Source organism: Pseudomonas sp. CH61 (assembly GCF_059429415.1).
In genome coordinates, this window is record NZ_CM182098.1 from 5,405,527 (window position 1) to 5,425,478 (window position 19,952).

A 19,952-nucleotide genomic window follows, 5' to 3' on the forward strand; every position below is an offset into this window, starting at 1 on the left:
TAGCCGCTCAGCCAAGAAACAGCTGATAGGCCGGGTTTTCGCTTTCATCCCAGTACGGGTAACCGATTTCCGCGAGCGCCGCCGGCACCAGATGACGCTCGTCGTGCGGCACTTGCAGGCCCGCGACCACGCGGCCATCGGCCGCGCCATGGTTGCGGTAATGAAACATCGAAATGTTCCAGCGCCCACCGAGCTTATTAAGGAAGTTGAACAGTGCTCCCGGACGTTCCGGGAACTCGAAGCGGAACACTACTTCATCAATCACGTGCGCCGCGTGCCCGCCGACCATGTGGCGGATGTGCAGCTTGGCCAGTTCGTTGTCGGTCAGATCGACGACCGGGAAACCCTGCTCGGTCAGGCTCGCCAGCAGTGCGCTGCGCGGGTCGTTTTCCGGGTGGGTCTGCACGCCAACGAAGATGTGCGCTTCGCTGCCGGTGTTATAGCGATAGTTGAATTCGGTGATCTGGCGCTTGCCGACGGCCTCGCAGAACGCTTTGAAGCTGCCGGCTTTCTCGGGGATGGTCACGGCGATGATCGCTTCGCGGCCTTCACCCAGTTCGGCGCGTTCGGCGACATGGCGCAGGCGGTCGAAGTTGACGTTGGCACCGGAGTCGATGGCCACGAAAGTCTGGCCACTGACGCCGCGCAACTCGACGTATTTCTTGATCCCGGCCACGCCTAAAGCACCAGCAGGCTCGGTGATCGAGCGGGTATCGTCGTAGATATCCTTGATTGCTGCACAGATCTCGTCGGTGCTGACAGTGATCACTTCATCGACATAGTCTTTGCAGATGTCGAAGGTATGCTGGCCAATCTGCGCCACTGCCACGCCGTCGGCGAAGATGCCCACGGTCGGCAATACGACGCGCTCACCGGCGGCCATCGCCGCTTGCAGACAGTTGGAATCGTCCGGCTCAACGCCGATGACTTTGATGTCCGGGCGCAGGTATTTCACGTACGCGGCGATGCCGGCGATCAGACCACCACCGCCGACCGGCACGAAGATCGCGTCCAGCGGCTGCGGGTGCTGGCGCAGAATTTCCATCGCCACGGTGCCCTGCCCGGCGATGGTGTGCGGATCGTCGTACGGGTGGATGTAGACGTAACCTTTTTCATCGACCAGTTTCAGCGAGTAGGCCAGGGCTTCCGGGAACGAATCACCGTGCAGCACCACTTTGCCGCCGCGCGAACGCACGCCTTCGACTTTGATTTCCGGAGTGGTCTTGGGCATGACGATAGTGGCTTTCACGCCCAGCACTTTCGCCGCCAGGGCCAGGCCCTGCGCATGGTTGCCCGCCGACGCGGTGACTACGCCACGGGCGCGCTCTTCATCGCTCAGTTGCGTCAGCTTGTTGTAGGCGCCGCGAATCTTGAACGAGAACACTGGCTGCAAGTCTTCGCGCTTGAGCCAAATGTCATTGCCCAGCCGCTCGGAGAGCTGGCGAGCGTTCTGCAGCGGGGTTTCTACGGCAACGTCATAAACGCGCGAGGTGAGGATCTTTTTGACGTACTGTTCGAGCATCGGAAAGCATCACTGAGCGGTTGAGCGGGACCGAGGAGTCTAACCCGGCTTTTGCCCGCACGACCACACGAATCCAGAGGTTTTAGCCACGCTTGCGGCTATAATGCCGGCCTTTCCGTTCTCACCTTGCCCGCTTCCGGAGCCCGCATGACCCAGGATCAACTCAAACAGGCAGTGGCTCAGGCCGCCGTCGACTTCATCCTTCCGAAACTCGACGACAAGAGCATCGTCGGGGTCGGCACCGGCTCCACCGCCAACTGCTTCATCGACGCCCTGGCCCAGCACAAGGGTGCGTTCGATGGCGCCGTCGCCAGCTCCGAAGCCACCGCCGCACGCCTGAAGGGCCACGGGATTCCGGTGTATGAGCTGAACACTGTCAGCGACCTGGAGTTCTACGTCGACGGCGCCGACGAAAGCGACGCACACCTGAACCTGATCAAGGGCGGCGGCGCCGCACTGACCCGCGAGAAGATTGTCGCGGCGGTGGCCAAGACCTTCATCTGCATCGCCGACGCCAGCAAACTGGTGCCAGTGCTTGGCGAGTTCCCACTGCCAGTCGAAGTGATCCCGATGGCCCGCAGCCACGTCGCCCGTCAGCTGGTGAAACTGGGCGGCGACCCGGTGTACCGCGAAGGTGTTTTGACCGACAACGGCAACATCATTCTGGATGTGTTCAACCTGCAGATCACCAATCCGGTGGAGCTGGAAGCGCAGATCAATGCAATTGTCGGCGTGGTCACCAACGGTTTGTTCGCGGCGCGTCCGGCGGATCTGTTGTTGCTGGGGACCAGCGAAGGCGTGAAAACCCTCAAGGCTGAGTAAACCCAGACTGTCCGAAATTAATGGGCAGACGAATAAACCTGTGGGAGCGAGCCTGCTCGCGAAAGCGCCAGTTCAGCCAACATTTTCATTGGCTGACACGACGCCTTCGCGAGCAGGCTCGCTCCCACAGTGTTTTGTGGTGTTGGTTAGTTCGGGGCTGGTTTTTTGAAGACGTAAAACAGATTCGGCTCGCTCACCAGATACAACGCCCCGTCATCATCCATGGCAATGCCTTCCGCCTGCGGTACGGTTTTCTTCAAACCTTGTCGGCCGCCACTGATGGACATTGTGCTCAATGGGCGCCCGTCGACATCCAGTTCCAGAATCAATCTCGACTCATCCGACAGCGCCAGTAAATGCCCGCTGCGCTCGTCGTACTGCAAACTCGACAGATCGCGCACGAACATCCCGGCATCGCGCTTGGGATCGTTGATCACATGCACCGCGTAGGACTTCTCCGGATTGAAGTGCGGAAAGCCGTGCACCTCGTAGATCAGCATCGGGTTGCGTTCTTTCGCGACAAACAGGCGCTTGCCCACCGAGTCGTACGCCAGGCCTTCAAAACCCTTGTTACTGGCCATATGCACGCCGAGGGTCATTTGTTCGGCGTCTGCTGCGTCGAGGAATGTGGTGTCTGCCTCCAAGTGAATCTTGATCAACCGCTGCTGACGTTCGTCAGTGATGACATAGGTGTCGGCGCTGATGAACTCGACCGCTTCGGGATCGCCAAAACCAATCAGGGCAATGCGCCGCAGGATCTGGCCTTCGAGCGACAGTTCGACCAGTTCGGAATTCTTGTTGGTCACGGTGAACAGGCTTTTGCGCACCGGATCGAAGGTCAGCGCCGAGACATCGTCGTCCAGCCCGTCAATCACCCGCGCTTCAATTTCGACGCGATACTGATCCAGCCCAATCGACTCGCTACTCTGCGGTTGCCACAACGTGTGCAGATTGAACCAGGCGCGCTCGAACAGGCGCATGTATTGACCGATAGCGATTAACGCGATCAAGACAATCACCGACAGGATGATAATCAGAGGTTTGGGACGGGCAAGTCGACGCATTCGGGTGAGCTCGGGATCAAGACAGGCGGATGAAATATCACGCCCGTCTGAACTGAAGCTTAATGGCCACTTGCCTCAAACCACAAGCCAACCCCTGTAGGAGCTGCCGAAGGCTGCGATCTGATCGTTCCCACGCTCTGCGTGGGAATGCAGCCGGGGACGCTCTGCGTCCCACAGTCAAAAGATCGTCCGAACGCGGCCCGAACCTTCGGCAGCTCCTACATTGGAATCGGTAAAGGCTGCTATTTCTGTTTTTCGAAGCGATAGAACAGGTTCGGCTCGCTGACCATGTACAGCGTACCCGCTTCGTCCATGGTCACGCCTTCTGCGCGGGGAATGGTGTTTTTCAAGCCATTGAAACCGCCGAGCAGGGTCATGAAGCTGACTTGCTCGCCCTTCTCGTCCAGCTCCAGCAGCAGGTGCGAATCGGCTGACAGTACCAGCGTGTGCTGGGTGCGCGGGTCAATCGCCAAGGCCGAGAGGTTGCGAATATCCAGTTCGTCACTGGCAAGTTTCTGCTTGTCACCCTTGAGGGTCTGGCTGCCATCGCTTTTCCAGGTAAACAACGCCGGCGGGCGCTCCTCGCCCAACAGCAATTGCTGGTTGTGCGCATCCCAGGTGATAGCTTCGAAGGCCTTGTTCTGGTCTTTCGACGGACCGAGATCGTATTTCGGGAAGTCGGCGATATTCAGTTCACGGGTATCAGCGTCGACCTTGACGATCGACAGCATGTGCTGGCGCTCGTCGACGATGGCCATCAGGCCGTTTTCCATCATCGTCAGGCCTTCCGGATTGCTCCAGCCCACCAGCGGCATCTTGCGCAGTACATCGCCCTGTAAAGTCAGTTCAGCGAGAAACGGGTTCTTGCCCATCACCGAGAACAGCGTTTTGGTCTGCGGGTTGTACGCCAGATCCGAAGCTTCATCCTTCTCCATCCCCTTGAGCGGCTTGGCATCGATCACCACGCGATAGTCCGGTAGCCAGATGCTTTCTTTCTGCTCGGCCTGGCTTTCGAAGCGTTCCTGCAGCCACAGCACCCCGCGATCATCCCAATGCATGGCAAACGCCAAGGCATAAGCGGCGGCAACCACCAGCAAGAGCCAGACATACCAGCGCAGGGCGAAACGTGAGCGGCGGGTGGGTTTGAGCTGAGTTTGAGATGACATCGAGGGACGCGTTCCGAAAATTCAGGCTATGGGTAATAGCACAAAGAGGCCGGCTCAGACGCCAGAATGAGAGGAATTATCCGTACAGGATGTGAAAAAAACGGCAAATGGCGGGATTGCCCTGCGCCATTGTGGGAGAGATCACAAAACCCTGTAGGAGTGAGCCTGCTCGCGATAGCGTCAGGTCAGTCGAAACAATCGTTGACTGACAGACCGCTATCGCGAGCAGGCTCACTCCTACAAGGGGACCGCGTTAAATCAGCGCACGCTGCTGGTGAAGCTGCTCGCACCGACCAGTTCGAGGACGATGTCGTCACCCACGTTCAGCGGGCCGACGCCGACTGGCGTGCCAGTGAGGATCACGTCACCGGCCTGCAGCGAGAAGCAGCCGGCCATGTGCTGGATCATCGGCACGATCGGGTTGAGCATCGCGCTGCTGTTGCCGTCCTGACGCACTTCGCCGTTGATGGTCAGGCGAATGCCGATGTCGGTCAGATCAGCAAAGGTGCTGCCGACCACGAACGGGGCGATCACTGCCGCGCCGTCGAACGACTTGGCGATTTCCCATGGCAGGCCCTTGGCTTTCAGCTCGGCCTGCTTGTCGCGCAGGGTCAGGTCCAGCGCCGGGGCGAACCCGGAAATGGCGTCGAGGACTTCTTCACGGCTCGGTTTGGTCGACAACGGCTTGCCGATCAACACGGCGATTTCCGCTTCGTAGTGCACCGAACCGCGGTCGGTCGGAATGGCGAAACCGCCTTCCAACTCGACCACGCAACTGCCCGGTTTGATGAACAGCAACGGTTCGGTAGGTACCGGGTTGTCCAGTTCCTTGGCGTGCTCGGCGTAATTACGGCCAATGCACACGACTTTCCCGATCGGGAAGTGGATGCGCGTGCCGTCGACGTACTGGTGCTGATAGCTCATTTACCGACTCCTGCCTTCATTGATTCAAGGGATTGCCAATCAAACCGCGAAGATCTTGCCCGGGTTCATGATGCCGTTCGGGTCGAACACCGCTTTCACCGCTTTCATGTACTCGATCTCAACCGGCGAGCGGCTGTAGGTCAAGTAATCGCGCTTGGTCATGCCGACGCCGTGCTCGGCGGAGATCGAACCGTTGTACTTCTCGACGGTTTCGAACACCCACTTGTTGACGGTCGCGCACTTGGCGAAGAACTCATCCTTGCTCAGGTTATCCGGTTTGAGGATGTTCAAGTGCAGGTTGCCGTCGCCGATATGACCGAACCAGACGATTTCGAAGTCCGGATAGTGTTCACCGACGATCGCGTCGATTTCCTTCAGGAACGCTGGCACTTTCGACACGGTTACCGAGATGTCGTTTTTGTACGGCGTCCAGTGCGAGATGGTTTCGGAGATGTACTCGCGCAGTTTCCACAGGTTCTGCAGCTGGGTTTCGCTCTGGCTCATCACGCCGTCCAGCACCCAGCCCTGCTCGACGCAGTGCTCGAAGGTTTCCAGTGCGCTGTTGGCCACTTCTTCGGTGGTCGCTTCGAATTCCAGCAACGCGTAGAACGGGCAATCGGTTTCGAATGGTGCCGGAACGTCGCCTCGGCCCATGACTTTGGCCAGGGCTTTGTCGGAGAAAAATTCGAACGCGGTCAGGTCGAGCTTGCCCTGGAAGGCATGCAGCACCGGCATGATCGAGTCGAAATCGGCAGTGCCGAGGACCATCGCGGTGAGGTTTTTCGGCGCGCGATCAAGGCGCATGGTCGCTTCGACGACGAAACCGAGGGTGCCTTCAGCGCCGATAAACAACTGGCGCAGGTCATAACCGGTGGCGTTCTTGATCAGGTCTTTGTTCAGCTCCAGCACATCGCCCTTGCCGGTGACGACTTTCATGCCAGCCACCCAGTTACGGGTCATGCCGTAGCGAATCACCTTGATCCCGCCGGCATTGGTGCCGATATTGCCGCCAATCTGGCTGGAACCTGCCGAGGCGAAGTCGACCGGGTAATACAGGCCTTTTTCTTCGGCGACGTTCTGCAAATGCTCGGTGACCACGCCCGGCTGACAAACGGCAGTGCGGTCGGTGAGGTTCACGTCGAGAATCTGATTCATGTAGTCGAACGAGACGACCACTTCGCCATTCGCGGCCACCGCAGCGGCGGAAAGCCCGGTGCGCCCGCCCGATGGCACCAGTGCGACCTTGTGTTCATTGGCCCAACGGACAACGGCCTGCACCTGCTCAATGGTCTTGGGAAACACAATGGCGCTGGGCGCCGGGGCGAAGTGCTTGGTCCAATCCTTGCCGTACGCATTCAGGGAGTCGGCGTCGGTCAGTACCTTGCCAGGCTCGACCAGGGTCTTCAGTTCATCAATCAGGGCAGGATTGGTCATCGACAGAACTCTCGAACAATTCATGGTCATCCTGAGAACGCTTCACGTCGCAGGAATGAGTGTTTAGCGGGGAGGCTATGCTAGCATATCGACCCCGCAGGACAGTGCCCAAGGCCAGATCCGCGGAGACGACTTTCTTGTCGTCCGGGTCAGCGTCTGTTGACCATTTCCTGCCATTTTTCTCCGGGATACAGGTTTACGCAGATGAGCAAGACTTCTCTCGATAAGAGCAAGATCAAGTTCCTTCTTCTCGAAGGCGTCCACCAATCGGCTGTCGACGTCCTCAAGGCGGCGGGCTATACCAGCATCGAATACCTGACAGGTTCCTTGCCGGAAGCCCAGCTCAAGGAAAAGATCGCTGACGCTCACTTCATCGGCATTCGTTCGCGCACCCAACTGACCGAAGAGATCTTCGATCACGCGAAGAAGCTGGTTGCGGTCGGCTGTTTCTGCATCGGCACCAACCAGGTTGACCTGAGTGCTGCCCGCGAGCGCGGTATCGCCGTGTTCAACGCGCCGTACTCCAACACCCGCTCCGTTGCCGAGCTGGTGCTGGCCGAAGCGATCCTGCTGCTGCGCGGCATCCCGGAGAAAAACGCTTCCTGCCACCGTGGCGGCTGGATCAAGTCCGCAGCCAACTCCTTCGAGATCCGTGGCAAGAAACTCGGCATCGTCGGCTATGGCTCGATCGGTACCCAGTTGTCGGTTCTGGCTGAAGGTCTGGGCATGCAGGTGTACTTCTATGACACTGTGACCAAACTGCCGCTGGGCAACGCGACTCAGATCGGTAGCCTGACCGAGCTGCTGGGCATGTCCGACATCGTTACCCTGCACGTTCCGGAAACCGCTGCGACCCAGTGGATGATCGGCGAGAAGGAAATCCGCGCCATCAAGAAGGGCGGCATCCTGATCAACGCTGCTCGTGGCACCGTGGTCGAACTGGACGCCCTGGCGGACGCGATCAAGGACAAGCACCTGATCGGCGCGGCCATCGACGTGTTCCCGGTGGAGCCACGCTCCAACGACGAAGAGTTCGAAAGCCCGCTGCGTGGCCTCGACAACGTGATCCTGACCCCGCACATCGGTGGCTCGACCGCCGAAGCGCAAGCCAACATCGGTCTGGAAGTGGCAGAGAAACTGGTCAAGTACAGCGACAACGGTACGTCCGTTTCGTCGGTGAACTTCCCGGAAGTGGCCCTGCCGGCTCACCCTGGCAAGCACCGCCTGCTGCACATCCACGAGAACATCCCGGGTGTGATGAGCGAGATCAACAAGGTCTTCGCCGAAAACGGCATCAACATCTCCGGTCAGTTCCTGCAGACCAACGAGAAGGTGGGCTACGTGGTGATCGACGTCGACGCCGAGTACTCGGATCTGGCGCAAGAGAAGCTGCAGCACATCAACGGCACTATCCGTAGCCGCGTTCTTTTCTAAGAACAGCTACAAGCCTCAAGTTACAAGCGGCAAGTGATGTTCGCTTGTGCTTTTGCTTGAAGCTCGCAGCTTGCAACTCGCCGCTGATAAAAAAGGGAGCCCCGAAAGGGCTCCCTTTTTTATTCCACGTTGATGGTGATTTTCTTCGAGACGATTGGCGGGTCGAATGCCATGTGACCGCTGTCGCCAAGCTCCAGCTGCAAGGTGTGTTTGCCCGGGGCGAGCTTGATGTCAGCCTGGGTCTGCGCCTTGCCGAAGTGCATATGGTTGGCATCGGTAGGGACAACCGAACCGGCAGGAACGATTTCCTTGGCGTCGATCAGCAGGTGATGGTGACCGGTGTTCTTGGTGACGTCACCGGCCGGCGCCAGTGCGACGTCCTTGGTACCGAATTTGACGGTGAAGGTCTGCGAAACCGTGGCCCCGTCTTCGGGAGAAACGATGAACACTTCGGCGCCTTTGGGGGCCGGTGTGGCGGCACTGGCCAGCACCGAAACGCCCATCAGCACACCCGCGAACGCTGCACGTGACATAAAGCTTTTCATTTTCTTCTCCAGTTTTTCCGTAAAATCCGCACGGTCATGACAACTTCATGACCATTCGTTGTCGAAGGCACTCGACAACCATAGCAAAGCGAGCCTGAATCAGAGCGTCGCGATAATGATTTCAAAGGAGTGACCATGCGTTTTCTGCCTGGCCTGATCTGCCTGCTACCCCTTTTGAGCCCTTTGGCTCATGCCGAACTGATTGATGACGTCAACGACCGTGGCGAGCTGCGCATAGCCCTTGAGGCTAATACACCGCCGTTCAATTACAAGGAAGGCGACACACTCACGGGGTTCGAGGTCGAGCTTGGGCAACTGCTGGCCAACGAGCTGGATGTGCGCGCCGACTTCATCGTCACCGACGAAGCCGACCTGCTCCAGGGCGTTGAAAGCGGCAAGTACGACGTCGCGCTCAACCACATAGCACTGACACCGGAGCTCAAGGATCGTTTCGACTTCAGCGAACCGTACGGCAAGGTCGATTCGCAGTTGCTGGCGAAGAAGGATGAGCAGCCACGGCCGATGGTGTTGGTGCAGGCATTGACGCAAGAGAAGCCGAAAGCGGCGGAGCCGGTGGATCTGGCGATTCCGTTTCAGAAGGGCAATCCGGCGTTTCAGGCCAGCCTTGCGAGTGCGATGGAGCGGATCAGGGCAGATGGGCGCCTGGCGGCGTTGACCGAGAAGTGGTTGAAACCTTAGAAGCCCCTCACCCTAGCCCTCTCCCAGGGGGAGAGGGGACTGAATGGGGGATGCTTCAGAGATACGCCGACTTGGGATGGCTATACCGAATCCGAAATCGACTGACCATGGCTTCGTCGACGCCATAATCGATCGGTCATGGCTGTGTCGAATCCATAATCGATCAGTCATGGCTGTGTCGAACCCATAGCCGATAAGGTCTTTCAGGTCGATGCAAGGCGCCGGACAACTCGGTCGGCCCCCTCTCCCTCCGGGAGAGGGCTGGGGTGAGGGAAACAATTCCGGATCAGTCCAAACCCGCCAGAGCCACCGCAGCCTCAGCCAATTCAAGCTCACTGAACACCTGCACACCATGGCGCTTGAGCAACGCCGCCGTCACCCCTTCGCCACTGACCTTGACGCCACTGAACGTGCCGTCATAGGTCAGCAAGTTTCCACAGGAAGGACTGTTGGCCTTAAGCACCGCCACGCGGATGCCATATTTCTGCACCAGCGCCAGCGCCTGCCGCGCACCATCGAGAAACTGCGCACTGACATCCTCGCCCTCAGTGGTGATCACCGCCGCGACGCCATCGAGCACTTCACCACCCTGCCCGCCCGGAATCTCCGCCGCCGCCCGTGGCGTCGGCAAACCGCCCGCAACCTCCGGACACAACGGCACCACCCGCCCTTCGGCAATCCACTGCTCAAGCAAATCAAACGGCCCGCTCGCGCCACCGTCGTAACGCACGCGATGGCCCAGCAGGCAGCGGCTGACCAGAATCTTGTCCATGTCAGAACGGCTCGTTGCCACGGCGGCGAAACCAACCGGTCAGCGACAAGCGCTCGCGGTTCGCCGGCAACACTTCATGCGGCACTTCGCCGGAGAGAAACACCACCAGACACCCGCCCGTAGGCTGAACGTCGTGCACGCGTTCATCGTTCAGGTACATGCGCAACTGACCGCCATCCTCCGGCAGCCAGGCGTCATTGAGATAGGCCACCACCGAAACCATGCGCTTGTCATCGTCGCGAAAACGGTCGACGTGCTTGCGATAAAACGCACCCGGCGGATACAACGCGAAATGGCATTCAAAGTCTTCAAGGCCGAGGAACAAGCCACGGTTGAGTGCCTCGCGCAGGCTCTCCATCAGGTTCAGATAACGGTCGCTGGCCTCGGCCTGACCGGGATCGATCCACTGAATGTGGTCGCCACGAATCCCCTCGCGGATCTCCGAAAAAGGCCCACGCCCCACCGCCGCCGGGGCCAACTCGCCTTCGGCCTCACGTTTACGGCACTCGGCCGCCAGCTCGCGGGTCAAACCGGCGGGCAGGAAAATGTTCTGCTGCGACCAGCCGTGTTCGGCCAGGTCATCGACAATGCGTAACAGGAGTGGGTGTTCAGAGGATATTTGCATGGCGCGCATAGTATGTCGGCGGCAAGAAATCCGACAGAGCCACGCGGCGGCTTGCTACGAATTCTCGACAAGTACCGGCACCGCACGGAGAATAGTCCGCTGCTGACAGGAGTCCCTATGCGCCGTTTGCTTTTTTCACTGTTGATGTTCTGCGTTTTGCCCGCCTGGGCGGACGGCCACGATCAGTTGTACAAGGTCGCCGGCTGGCCAGATCAACGTGCGCATTTCAACGATGCCCTGACGGCCGCACAGCAGCGCTATCAGAACAGCCTGCCGCCGGCGGTGTTTCAAGCATTGGTGAATAACAGCAATCAGCGCTTTGCCCCGCAGGCTGTGGATCAACGTGCCGAAGCGCAACTGCGACAGAAGCTCGCCGACCCGAAACCGGCACTGACCTTCTTTCAATCGCCGCTGGGCAAGAAAATTGTCGCGGCTGAATTGCTCGCAACCCGTCGCGATCAACTGGCGAAAAACGCCAAAGGCCTGCCGAAGATGCAGGTCAGCGACAGTCGTCTGCTGATCATCGGTCACCTCGCCCAAGCCTTGCCTGCCCGTGAGGCTGGCGCCGAAGTGAGCCTGGCGATTGCCGGCGTCGCGGCGGACAGCCTGAGTTCGATGATCCCGGGGTTGCTGGGAGGTGGTCAGGCGCAAGGCATGCTCAATGGTCAGCGCCAGCGTTTGATGGATCAGATCGGAGCTGACATGAACAACACGCTGCTCTACGTGTATCGCGACTTGTCTGATGAAGAGCTGGAAGAGTTCGCGACGTTTGCCGAGTCGGCTGAGGGCAAGGCGTATTACCAGGCGGCGTTGGCGGCGATTCGCGCAGGGTTGGCGGTCGGGCAATGATCTTCGTCGTCTCTTAGACCGCTATCGCGAGCAGGCTCACTCCTACAGGGGTACGCATTCCAAATGTAGGAGTGAGCCTGCTCGCGATAGGCCCTCACAGACGCTACAGATTCCGGCCCCTGATCCGCTTGCTCAGAAACTCGAAATACTCCTCACGCATCTCCGCCGTCTCATTCGCCAGATGATGCCGCGCCTCGGCCAGTAACAAGATTTGCGGTCGATCAAACTTCCATTTCAATACCTGCAAATTGTGCTGCCAGTCGACCGTCATGTCCGCCTGCCCCTGAATGATCAGTGGCCGCCGCGGACTTTTTTTCGCGTGCTCGACGCGAATGATCCAACGCGACAACGCCCCCACCCATTTCGTCGGCAAGCGTCGCGGCTGCAACGGGTCAGCCTGCAGAAACGGCAGGAAATCCGGATCGTTGGAATTCTCGCTGAAGCGCCGCGTGACCCCTCTGACAAAAGGCCTGAGCAAGTAATAGCTCAGCTGCGACCAGCCCCACGCCCGTGGACGCACCAGCGGCGCCATCAAAATAACCTGGCCCTGTGCGGGGCTGTTTTCGCTATGGTTGAGCAGGTGATCAACCACAATCGCCCCGCCGGTGCTTTGCCCACACAGATGCCACGGCTGCGGCAGCGCGATCGACTGCGCCTCGGCGAACAAGGCCTGCAGGACGTCCTGATATTCAGAGAAATCGCGAATGCTTGCGCGCGGCCCGCTCGACAGACCATGCCCCGGCAAGTCGCAGGCGATCACCGCGAAGTCCTGATCCAGCGCCCACTCGATCACATGCCGATACAGCCCGGTGTGATCGTAATAACCATGCAGCAGAAACAGCGTCGCCTTGACCTTCTCCGGCCACCAGCAATGGCTGACCACTTCATAGCCATCGACCTCGAAACGGCCCATGCCACGCCAGACATCGCGATGGGGAAAATCGGTTTTATAAAACTGCTGGTACGCCTTCGCCTCGTCCGACAACGGCTGCCACTCGGCCAAAGGCTTGAGGCTGGCGCGGATTTGATCGAGGTCGAAAGTGGCAGGCATGCGGGAATTCCAAAGCGGTAAACAGACTTTATCGGCCTGCGATATTCATCTGTAGTGACAGACATGGCAAGCTAGCCGACCTTTCGAGGATCGAAAACCATGCGTTCGCCCTACCGCACCGCACTGTTTGCCAGCCTGCTCGCGCTGATTTGCGCCGGGGTGCTGTGGGCGGCGTACGACTGGTTTCAAGGGCGTTATCTGCGCGCATTCAGCGAACACACGGCGGTGTTCTCCGGTGATCCGTTGCGCCTGCCGGACAATCTCGCCGGTCCCGGCAAGATTCGTCTGGTGCATTTCTGGGACCCGGCCTGCCCGTGCAATGTCGGCAACCAACAACACCTGACCGAGATGGTCGAGCAGTTCGGCGCCAAAGGCGTGGAGTTCTTCGCCGTGCAAAAAACTGGCAGCCACGGGCAGTTGCCCGCGACCCTCAGCAGCCTGAAAACCATCACGATATTGCCCGGTTCCGAACAGGTGCCCGCCAGCCCGGCCGTGGCGATCTGGGACCGCAGCGGCAAACTGGCGTACTTCGGCCCATACAGCGAAGGCCTGACCTGCAACTCCAGCAACAGCTTTATCGAACCGATTTTGAATGCCCTGACAGAAGATCGCCCGGTCAATGCCACGCACACCCTGGCGGTCGGTTGCTACTGCCCGTGGCCGGTGGAGGCGCAGTAAGGCATTCCGGACTTTTCAAGGACAGCGCTGCACGGCACAGAAGGTCTGTGCTAATTGTTTGCAGCCCGACGGGCGGCAATCCCGCCTGCACAAGGAGTCACCATGAAGCGCGTGTTCACCGTACTTGGCTTGCTCATCGTTGTCCTGCTCGCCGGCGTCGGCTGGTATGTCTACAGCAAACAACCGACGCGCCAGGGCCAGGTCGAACTGCGCAACCTGCAAGGTTCGGTGACCGTGCGCTACGACGAGCGCGGCGTGCCGCACATCCGTGCCGAGAACGAAACCGACCTCTACCGCGCCCTCGGCTATGTGCATGCCCAGGATCGCCTGTTCCAGATGGAAGCCATGCGCCGCCTCGCCCGTGGTGAGCTGGCCGAAGTGCTCGGGCCGAAGCTGCTCGACACCGACAAACTGTTCCGCAGCCTGCGCATCCGCGAGCGCGCGGCCAGTTACGTCGCCAGTCTCGATAAACAGTCGCCGGCATGGAAGGGCCTGCAAGCCTATCTGGATGGCATCAACCAATATCAGGACACTCACGCCGCGCCGATCGAGTTCGACGTGCTGGGCATCCCCAAGCGGCCGTTCACGGCGGAAGACAGCATCAGCGTCGCCGGCTACATGGCCTACAGCTTTGCGGCGGCGTTTCGCACCGAACCGCTGCTGACTTATGTGCGCGATCAGCTTGGTGCCGATTACCTCAAGGTCTTCGATCTCGACTGGCAGCCCAAAGGTGTGCTGGTCAACGGTCACGCCAAACCGACGCCGGCCCTCGCTGCCGGCGACTGGAAAGACCTCAATACCCTCGCCCGCCTCAGCGAACAAGCGCTTGTCGACAATGGTTTGCCGCAGTTCGAAGGCAGCAACGCCTGGGTCATCGCCGGCAGCCGCAGCCAGAGCGGCAAGCCATTGCTGGCGGGTGATCCGCACATTCGTTTCTCAGTGCCGTCGGTGTGGTACGAAGCGCAATTGTCGGCGCCGGGCTTCGAGTTGTACGGCCATCATCAGGCGCTGGTGCCGTTCGCCTTCCTCGGCCACAACCTCGATTTCGGCTGGAGCCTGACCATGTTCCAGAACGACGATCTGGATCTGATCGCCGAGAAGGTCAACCCGGATAATCCGAATCAGGTCTGGTATCGCGGCCAGTGGACCGACATGGTCGTCACGCAGCAGCAGATCAATGTGAAAGGCCAGACGCCGGTAACTCTCACCCTGCGTCAATCGCCCCACGGCCCGATCGTCAACGATGCGCTGGGGACTGCTGCCGGGAAAACGCCGATTGCGATGTGGTGGGCTTTCCTCGAAACGCCAAATCCGATCCTCGAAGGCTTCTACCAGCTCAACCGCGCCGACACCTTGGCCAAGGCCCGCGCCGCAGCGGCGAAAGTGCAGGCACCGGGGCTGAACCTGGTTTACGCCAACGCCAAGGGCGATATCGCCTGGTGGGCATCGGCGTTGCTGCCCAAGCGTCCGGCCGGGGTGCGGCCGGAATTCATTCTCGACGGCAGCAGCAATCAGGCGGACAAGGACGGCTTCTACCCGTTCAGCGCCAACCCGCAGGAAGAAAACCCGGCGCGCGGCTACATCGTCTCGGCCAACTTCCAGCCGCTGTCGCCCACCGGCATGGAGATTCCCGGTTACTACAACCTTGCCGATCGCGGGCAGCAACTCAATCGTCAGCTCAGCGACAAGAGCGTGAAGTGGACCAATGAGGCCAACCAGAAACTGCAACTGGGCACGGCGACCGGTTATGGCCCGCGCTTGCTCGCACCGTTGCTGCCGGTGTTGCGTGAGGTGGTGAGCGATCCGGCGCAGTTGAAACTGGTCGAGCAACTGGCGCAGTGGCCGGGCGACTATCCGCTGGATTCGGTCAGTGCAACGGTGTTCAACCAGTTCCTCTACGACCTCGCCGATGCCGCGATGCGTGATGAGTTGGGCAATGATTTTTTCGACACCTTGCTGTCGACGCGAGTGATTGATGCCGCGCTGCCGAAGCTGGCGGCGAATGCCGATTCACCGTGGTGGGATAACCGCAACACGCCGAACAAGGAGACCCGTGCCGATGTCGTGCGCGCGGCGTGGCAGGCGAGCATGCAGCACTTGAAGCTGACCCTCGGCGATAACTCCGCCGAGTGGAAATGGGGCACGGCACACACGCTGACTCACGGGCATCCGCTGGGACAGCAGAAGCCGCTGGACCGGATTTTCAATGTCGGGCCGTTTGCGGCGCCGGGCAGTCATGAAGTGCCGAACAACCTGTCGGCGAAGATCGGCCCGGCGCCGTGGCCGGTGACTTATGGGCCGTCGACGCGGCGCCTGGTGGATTTTGCCGATCCGGCGCATGGCTTGACGATTAACCCGGTCGGGCAGAGTGGTGTGCCGTTTGATAGCCACTATGACGATCAGGCTGAGGCGTATGTCGACGGGATGTATGTGCAGGCGCATTTCAACGACGAAGAGGTGACGGCGAATACGCGCAGTACGTTGAAGCTGTTGCCGATGCGGGCACCTTAAAAGCCCCTCACCCTAGCCCTCTCCCAGAGGGAGAGGGGACTGATTGGGGGATGCTCAAGGCTTACAGCGACCTGATCCTGCTTTGCCGAATCCATAATCGCTAAGGTCTTTCAGGTCGATGTAAAACACCAGACACTGCGGTCGGCTCCCTCTCCCTCCGGGAGAGGGCTGGGGTGAGGGTCACAGCTTCAACGCAAAATTCAGCCGAAACTGCTGCGGCGTCACCCCCAACCGCCGGTTGAACACCCCGCGCATATGCTGCGCATCCCGAAACCCGCACTGATAGGCCACGGTCTTCAACGGCGCCATGGTGCTCTCCAGCATCACCCGCGCCGCATCCACCCGCGCCCTTTCGACAAACTCCGCCGGCGTAACTTTCGCCTCCCGAGCAAACACCCGCGAGAAATTACGCGCACTCATGTTCGCTGCACTGGCCAGATCGGCAATCGTCAGATCGCCCGTGAGATTGGCCAGCACATACAACTGCACCATCGCCACCGCCGACGTCGGTTCCGCATGCGGCGTGAGGAACGGGCTGAACTGCGACTGCCCACCAGAGCGCTGAGTAAACACCACCAGCCGCTTGGCCACGCTCAGCGCCACTTCAGCACCGTGATCACGCGCCAGCAGATACAACGACAGATCAATCCCCGCCGTAACCCCGGCCGAGGTATAAAGCGTGCCGTCCTCGACGTACAGGCGATCCGCCTCGACCTGCGTGGTCGGGCATAACTGGGCCAACGCCTCGGCATCGTTCCAGTGCGTGGTGACGGTGCGCCCCTCCAGCATTCCGGCGCGCGCCAGCATGAACGCACCGTTGCAGATCGAACCGAAGCGCTGCGAGCGTGAACAGGCCGCACGCAGCCAATCATCGAACGTCACGCCAAAATCCATGAACGGCAATTGCGGGCCACCGGCGACCAGCAGCAGGTCATAGGCGTCGAGTGCCTCGCTGAAATGGCGATGGGCGTTGAGGGTCAAGCCGTTGGAGCAGGCCATCGGGCCGTGCTCGACACCGATTACCTCAAGTCGATAATGATCCTCGGGCGCCAGGAAGCGGTTGGCCTCGGCGAACACATCCAGGGGGCCGCTGACATCCAGCGACTGCACGCCTGCGAACACCACGATGGCGACGGTTTTGGTCATGGCGGCAAAGCTCCTTTGGGTCTCTGAGCCGAGTTGGCACGATTTGCAGGTGGATTGGCAAGGATCGCAGCCATGCATCGATTGTCCGGTTTCTGCCTCGGGCACAGACTTTTCCCATCAGCGCCACGACGGCGTTTTCGACGAGGAAACCGTTATGAGCACCACCATCGCCGGCATCAAAATCCCCGACAGCACCCTCGCCCGGGCCACCACCGAGTACATCCGCGACATCGAGTCCGACCTGCTCTACCACCACTCGCGCCGGGTATTTCTGTTCGGTGCATTGAGCGGCGAGCGCCAGCAACTGGCCTACAACCCGGAGTTGCTCTACGTCGGCGCGATGTTCCATGACCTCGGCCTGGTCGAAGGTCACCGCAGCGATGACGAGCGTTTCGAAGTAGACGGTGCCAACGCAGCAGCAGCGTTTCTCAAGCCGTACGGGCTCAGCGATGACGATATCGAACAGGTGTGGCTGTCGATTGCCCTGCACACCACGCCGGGCGTGCCCAAGCATCTGCGTCCGACCGTGGCACTGGTCACCGCAGGCGTAGAGATGGATGTGCTGGGCATGGATTACGCAGCGTTCAGCACTGTGCAACGCGAAGCGGTGGTGCATGCGCACCCGCGTGGAGAAGGTTTCAAGGAGTGCATCATCTGCGCGTTTGCCGATGGCTTGCGTCATCGTCCGCAGACCACGTTTGGTAATGTGAAGACCGATGTGCTGAAGGATCAGGAGCCGGGGTTCAAACCGATGAACTTTGTCGAGGTCATCCGCAACTCTCCCTGGACTGCGTAAAACCCATGTAGGAGTGAGCCTGCTCGCGATGGCGTCCTGTCAGTTGGAAATTTCCTGACTGACACTCCGCTATCGCGAGCAGGCTCACTCCTACAGTTTGAATTGGGTTGGTCTCGAGAGTGAGGCCAACCCATTAGTGCTTACGCAGCCTCCGGGCTTGGCGCCCGGCGCACGTCCGGCTGTTTCCACGAATCGGCTGCGCTTTCTTCGATAGCTTGCTGAATCGCCTTCTTGCGCGCTTCTTCGGCACGGCGGCTGAAGAACCAGACCATGAAGGTCACGATCGACACGGCCAGCAGAATCAGACTCGCCACGGCGTTGATCTCAGGCTTCACGCCCAGACGCACCGCCGAGAACACTTCCATCGGCAGAGTCGTCGAACCCGGCCCGGACACAAAGCTCGCCAACACCAGGTCATCCAGCGACAGCGCGAACGACATCATGCCGCCCGCCGCCAGGGATGGCGCGATCATCGGGATGGTGATCAGGAAGAACACCTTCCACGGCCGTGCACCGAGGTCCATGGCCGCTTCTTCGATCGACAGGTCCAGCTCACGCAGGCGCGCCGACACCACCACCGCGACATACGCCGCACAGAACGTGGTGTGGGCGATCCAGATGGTGACGATGCCACGTTCCTGCGGCCAGCCGATCATCTGCGCCATGGCCACGAACAGCAGCAACAGCGACAGACCGGTGATCACTTCCGGCATCACCAGCGGCGCCGTCACCAAACCACCGAACAGCGTACGGCCCTTGAAGCGGGTGATGCGGGTCAGCACGAACGCCGCCAGCGTGCCCAGCGCCACCGCGGCAACCGCGGTGTAGCAGGCGATTTCCAGCGAGCGCAGCACCGAGCCCATCAGTTGCGTGTTGTCGAGCAGGCCGACGTACCACTTGATCGACCAGCCGCCCCACACCGTTACCAGTTTCGAGGCGTTGAACGAGTAGATCACCAGGATCAGCATCGGCAGGTAGATGAACAACAGACCGATGACCAGCATCAGGCTGGAGAAACGGATGCGCTTCATTCTTTACCCTCCATTTCCTTGGCCTGACTGCGGTTGAACAGAATGATCGGCACAATCAGGATCGCCAGCATCACCACTGCCAGCGCGGATGCCACCGGCCAGTCACGGTTGTTGAAGAACTCTTGCCAGAGCACTTTACCGATCATCAGGGTTTCCGGACCGCCGAGCAGTTCCGGGATCACGAACTCACCCACCACCGGGATAAACACCAGCATGCAGCCGGCAATGATGCCGTTCTTGGACAGCGGAATAGTGATCTTCCAGAAGCTGTTGAAAGTACTCGAACCCAGGTCCGATGCTGCTTCCAGCAGACTGTGATCGTGTTTCACCAGGTTGGCGTACAACGGCAGGATCATGAACGGCAGATACGAGTAAACGACGCCGATGTACACCGCCAGGTTGGTGTTGAGAATCTGCAGCGGCTCGTCGATGAAGCCCATGCTCATCAGGAAACCGTTGAGCAAACCGTTGTTGCTGAGGATGCCCATCCACGCGTAAACGCGGATCAGGATCGCCGTCCAGGTCGGCATCATGATCAGCAGCACCAGCACCGTTTGCAACTCTTTACGGGCAGTGGCGATGGCGTAGGCCATGGGGTAGCCGATGACCAGACAAAGGATGGTGCTGATCAGCGCCATCTTCAGCGAGCCGAGGTAAGCGGCGATGTACAACTCGTCGCCCGCCAGCATCGCGTAGTTGCCCAGGTTCAGCAGCAGTTGCAGCTTTTGCTCGGCGTACGTGTAGATCTCGGTGTACGGCGGGATCGCCACGTCGGCTTCGGCGAAACTGATCTTCAGAACGATGAAGAACGGCAACATGAAAAACAGAAACAGCCAGATGAACGGAACCCCGATGACCAACTGCCGGCCATTGGGGATTATTC

Annotated in this window: 19 protein-coding genes; 7 read left to right on the forward strand and 12 right to left on the reverse strand. The window is 59.8% G+C overall.

Features of this window, described 5'->3' with window-relative positions:
• Positions 1 to 7: 7 nt before the first annotated feature.
• Positions 8 to 1,522 carry a threonine ammonia-lyase, biosynthetic gene (ilvA, locus tag AC5SEM_RS24355; protein ID WP_371043403.1) on the reverse strand — a complete coding sequence of 505 codons (1,515 nt, stop codon included), beginning with the start codon at positions 1,520 to 1,522 and terminating at the stop codon, positions 8 to 10.
• A gap of 147 nt (positions 1,523 to 1,669) precedes the next feature.
• Here ilvA and rpiA point away from each other — a divergent pair, with 147 nt between their 5' ends.
• A complete protein-coding gene (gene rpiA, locus AC5SEM_RS24360; protein WP_007913886.1) occupies positions 1,670 to 2,344 on the forward strand; it encodes a ribose-5-phosphate isomerase RpiA in 675 nt (224 codons plus the stop codon).
• A gap of 146 nt (positions 2,345 to 2,490) precedes the next feature.
• On the opposite strand, the gene AC5SEM_RS24365 is transcribed toward rpiA, so the two are convergent.
• From AC5SEM_RS24365 to AC5SEM_RS24380, 4 genes are all read right to left on the reverse strand, one after another.
• Positions 2,491 to 3,408 carry an SdiA-regulated domain-containing protein gene (locus AC5SEM_RS24365; RefSeq protein ID WP_495471450.1) on the reverse strand — a complete coding sequence of 306 codons (918 nt, stop codon included), beginning with the start codon at positions 3,406 to 3,408 and terminating at the stop codon, positions 2,491 to 2,493.
• A 242-nt stretch (positions 3,409 to 3,650) separates the two neighbouring features.
• Entirely contained in the window at positions 3,651 to 4,574 is a 924-nt protein-coding gene (locus tag AC5SEM_RS24370; RefSeq protein WP_116028439.1) for an SdiA-regulated domain-containing protein, read from the reverse strand.
• A gap of 258 nt (positions 4,575 to 4,832) precedes the next feature.
• Positions 4,833 to 5,498, reverse strand: coding sequence for a fumarylacetoacetate hydrolase family protein (locus tag AC5SEM_RS24375; RefSeq protein ID WP_495471451.1), 666 nt, complete (start codon positions 5,496 to 5,498; stop codon positions 4,833 to 4,835).
• 39 nt (positions 5,499 to 5,537) lie between these two features.
• Positions 5,538 to 6,932 carry an FAD-binding oxidoreductase gene (locus tag AC5SEM_RS24380; protein ID WP_116028440.1) on the reverse strand — a complete coding sequence of 465 codons (1,395 nt, stop codon included), beginning with the start codon at positions 6,930 to 6,932 and terminating at the stop codon, positions 5,538 to 5,540.
• Between the two features lie 204 nt (positions 6,933 to 7,136).
• On the opposite strand from AC5SEM_RS24380, the gene serA reads away from it, so the two are divergent.
• A complete protein-coding gene (gene serA, locus AC5SEM_RS24385) occupies positions 7,137 to 8,366 on the forward strand; it encodes a phosphoglycerate dehydrogenase (protein ID WP_008085296.1) in 1,230 nt (409 codons plus the stop codon).
• 119 nt (positions 8,367 to 8,485) lie between these two features.
• Here the strand turns inward: serA and AC5SEM_RS24390 are convergent, their stop codons facing one another.
• On the reverse strand, positions 8,486 to 8,911 hold the full coding sequence (locus AC5SEM_RS24390) for a DUF4399 domain-containing protein (RefSeq protein ID WP_102901377.1): 426 nt from the start codon (positions 8,909 to 8,911) through the stop codon (positions 8,486 to 8,488).
• A 135-nt stretch (positions 8,912 to 9,046) separates the two neighbouring features.
• On the opposite strand from AC5SEM_RS24390, the gene AC5SEM_RS24395 reads away from it, so the two are divergent.
• Positions 9,047 to 9,610, forward strand: coding sequence for a transporter substrate-binding domain-containing protein (locus AC5SEM_RS24395; RefSeq protein ID WP_495471452.1), 564 nt, complete (start codon positions 9,047 to 9,049; stop codon positions 9,608 to 9,610).
• A 286-nt stretch (positions 9,611 to 9,896) separates the two neighbouring features.
• Here the strand turns inward: AC5SEM_RS24395 and AC5SEM_RS24400 are convergent, their stop codons facing one another.
• Both AC5SEM_RS24400 and AC5SEM_RS24405 read right to left on the reverse strand, forming a co-directional pair.
• Positions 9,897 to 10,382 carry a 2-thiouracil desulfurase family protein gene (locus tag AC5SEM_RS24400; RefSeq protein WP_495471453.1) on the reverse strand — a complete coding sequence of 162 codons (486 nt, stop codon included), beginning with the start codon at positions 10,380 to 10,382 and terminating at the stop codon, positions 9,897 to 9,899.
• 1 nt (position 10,383) lies between these two features.
• On the reverse strand, positions 10,384 to 11,016 hold the full coding sequence (locus AC5SEM_RS24405; RefSeq protein ID WP_137218534.1) for a 2OG-Fe(II) oxygenase: 633 nt from the start codon (positions 11,014 to 11,016) through the stop codon (positions 10,384 to 10,386).
• Between the two features lie 108 nt (positions 11,017 to 11,124).
• On the opposite strand from AC5SEM_RS24405, the gene AC5SEM_RS24410 reads away from it, so the two are divergent.
• Positions 11,125 to 11,856: a DUF2059 domain-containing protein gene (locus tag AC5SEM_RS24410; protein ID WP_123593566.1), complete on the forward strand. Its 732-nt coding sequence runs from the start codon at positions 11,125 to 11,127 to the stop codon at positions 11,854 to 11,856.
• Positions 11,857 to 11,959: 103 nt separating this feature from the next.
• On the opposite strand, the gene bipL is transcribed toward AC5SEM_RS24410, so the two are convergent.
• Positions 11,960 to 12,907 (reverse strand): phospholipase BipL, encoded by a 948-nt coding sequence (bipL, locus tag AC5SEM_RS24415; RefSeq protein ID WP_495471454.1) that lies wholly within the window; start codon positions 12,905 to 12,907, stop codon positions 11,960 to 11,962.
• 99 nt (positions 12,908 to 13,006) lie between these two features.
• Between bipL and AC5SEM_RS24420 the strand changes: the two genes are divergently transcribed.
• Positions 13,007 to 13,585, forward strand: a complete 579-nt coding sequence (locus AC5SEM_RS24420; protein WP_077574953.1) for a DUF6436 domain-containing protein — start codon at positions 13,007 to 13,009, stop codon at positions 13,583 to 13,585.
• 102 nt (positions 13,586 to 13,687) lie between these two features.
• Positions 13,688 to 16,096, forward strand: coding sequence for a penicillin acylase family protein (locus tag AC5SEM_RS24425; RefSeq protein WP_495471455.1), 2,409 nt, complete (start codon positions 13,688 to 13,690; stop codon positions 16,094 to 16,096).
• Between the two features lie 180 nt (positions 16,097 to 16,276).
• Here the strand turns inward: AC5SEM_RS24425 and AC5SEM_RS24430 are convergent, their stop codons facing one another.
• The gene (locus AC5SEM_RS24430; RefSeq protein WP_495471456.1) at positions 16,277 to 17,242 is read right to left on the reverse strand and encodes a GlxA family transcriptional regulator; all 966 of its coding nucleotides are present in this window, start codon (positions 17,240 to 17,242) and stop codon (positions 16,277 to 16,279) included.
• Between the two features lie 154 nt (positions 17,243 to 17,396).
• Here AC5SEM_RS24430 and AC5SEM_RS24435 point away from each other — a divergent pair, with 154 nt between their 5' ends.
• Entirely contained in the window at positions 17,397 to 18,038 is a 642-nt protein-coding gene (locus AC5SEM_RS24435; protein WP_495471457.1) for an HD domain-containing protein, read from the forward strand.
• A gap of 140 nt (positions 18,039 to 18,178) precedes the next feature.
• On the opposite strand, the gene AC5SEM_RS24440 is transcribed toward AC5SEM_RS24435, so the two are convergent.
• Both AC5SEM_RS24440 and AC5SEM_RS24445 read right to left on the reverse strand, forming a co-directional pair.
• Entirely contained in the window at positions 18,179 to 19,069 is an 891-nt protein-coding gene (locus AC5SEM_RS24440; RefSeq protein WP_007913861.1) for an ABC transporter permease subunit, read from the reverse strand.
• Positions 19,066 to 19,947: an ABC transporter permease subunit gene (locus AC5SEM_RS24445; protein ID WP_174245145.1), complete on the reverse strand. Its 882-nt coding sequence runs from the start codon at positions 19,945 to 19,947 to the stop codon at positions 19,066 to 19,068. Before AC5SEM_RS24445 ends, AC5SEM_RS24440 begins: the two co-directional genes overlap by 4 nt.
• Between the last annotated feature and the right edge of the window lie 5 nt (positions 19,948 to 19,952).

Excerpts from the sequence above, each read along its gene's own strand:
- ilvA (WP_371043403.1), bottom strand. The coding sequence starts at position 1,522 with ATGCTCGAACAGTACGTCAAAAAGATCCTCACCTCGCGCGTTTATGAC.
- rpiA (WP_007913886.1), top strand. The coding sequence starts at position 1,670 with ATGACCCAGGATCAACTCAAACAGGCAGTGGCTCAGGCCGCCGTCGAC.
- AC5SEM_RS24365 (WP_495471450.1), bottom strand. The coding sequence starts at position 3,408 with ATGCGTCGACTTGCCCGTCCCAAACCTCTGATTATCATCCTGTCGGTG.
- AC5SEM_RS24370 (WP_116028439.1), bottom strand. The coding sequence starts at position 4,574 with ATGTCATCTCAAACTCAGCTCAAACCCACCCGCCGCTCACGTTTCGCC.
- AC5SEM_RS24375 (WP_495471451.1), bottom strand. The coding sequence starts at position 5,498 with ATGAGCTATCAGCACCAGTACGTCGACGGCACGCGCATCCACTTCCCG.
- AC5SEM_RS24380 (WP_116028440.1), bottom strand. The coding sequence starts at position 6,932 with ATGACCAATCCTGCCCTGATTGATGAACTGAAGACCCTGGTCGAGCCT.
- serA (WP_008085296.1), top strand. The coding sequence starts at position 7,137 with ATGAGCAAGACTTCTCTCGATAAGAGCAAGATCAAGTTCCTTCTTCTC.
- AC5SEM_RS24390 (WP_102901377.1), bottom strand. The coding sequence starts at position 8,911 with ATGAAAAGCTTTATGTCACGTGCAGCGTTCGCGGGTGTGCTGATGGGC.
- AC5SEM_RS24395 (WP_495471452.1), top strand. The coding sequence starts at position 9,047 with ATGCGTTTTCTGCCTGGCCTGATCTGCCTGCTACCCCTTTTGAGCCCT.
- AC5SEM_RS24400 (WP_495471453.1), bottom strand. The coding sequence starts at position 10,382 with ATGGACAAGATTCTGGTCAGCCGCTGCCTGCTGGGCCATCGCGTGCGT.
- AC5SEM_RS24405 (WP_137218534.1), bottom strand. The coding sequence starts at position 11,016 with ATGCGCGCCATGCAAATATCCTCTGAACACCCACTCCTGTTACGCATT.
- AC5SEM_RS24410 (WP_123593566.1), top strand. The coding sequence starts at position 11,125 with ATGCGCCGTTTGCTTTTTTCACTGTTGATGTTCTGCGTTTTGCCCGCC.
- bipL (WP_495471454.1), bottom strand. The coding sequence starts at position 12,907 with ATGCCTGCCACTTTCGACCTCGATCAAATCCGCGCCAGCCTCAAGCCT.
- AC5SEM_RS24420 (WP_077574953.1), top strand. The coding sequence starts at position 13,007 with ATGCGTTCGCCCTACCGCACCGCACTGTTTGCCAGCCTGCTCGCGCTG.
- AC5SEM_RS24425 (WP_495471455.1), top strand. The coding sequence starts at position 13,688 with ATGAAGCGCGTGTTCACCGTACTTGGCTTGCTCATCGTTGTCCTGCTC.
- AC5SEM_RS24430 (WP_495471456.1), bottom strand. The coding sequence starts at position 17,242 with ATGACCAAAACCGTCGCCATCGTGGTGTTCGCAGGCGTGCAGTCGCTG.
- AC5SEM_RS24435 (WP_495471457.1), top strand. The coding sequence starts at position 17,397 with ATGAGCACCACCATCGCCGGCATCAAAATCCCCGACAGCACCCTCGCC.
- AC5SEM_RS24440 (WP_007913861.1), bottom strand. The coding sequence starts at position 19,069 with ATGAAGCGCATCCGTTTCTCCAGCCTGATGCTGGTCATCGGTCTGTTG.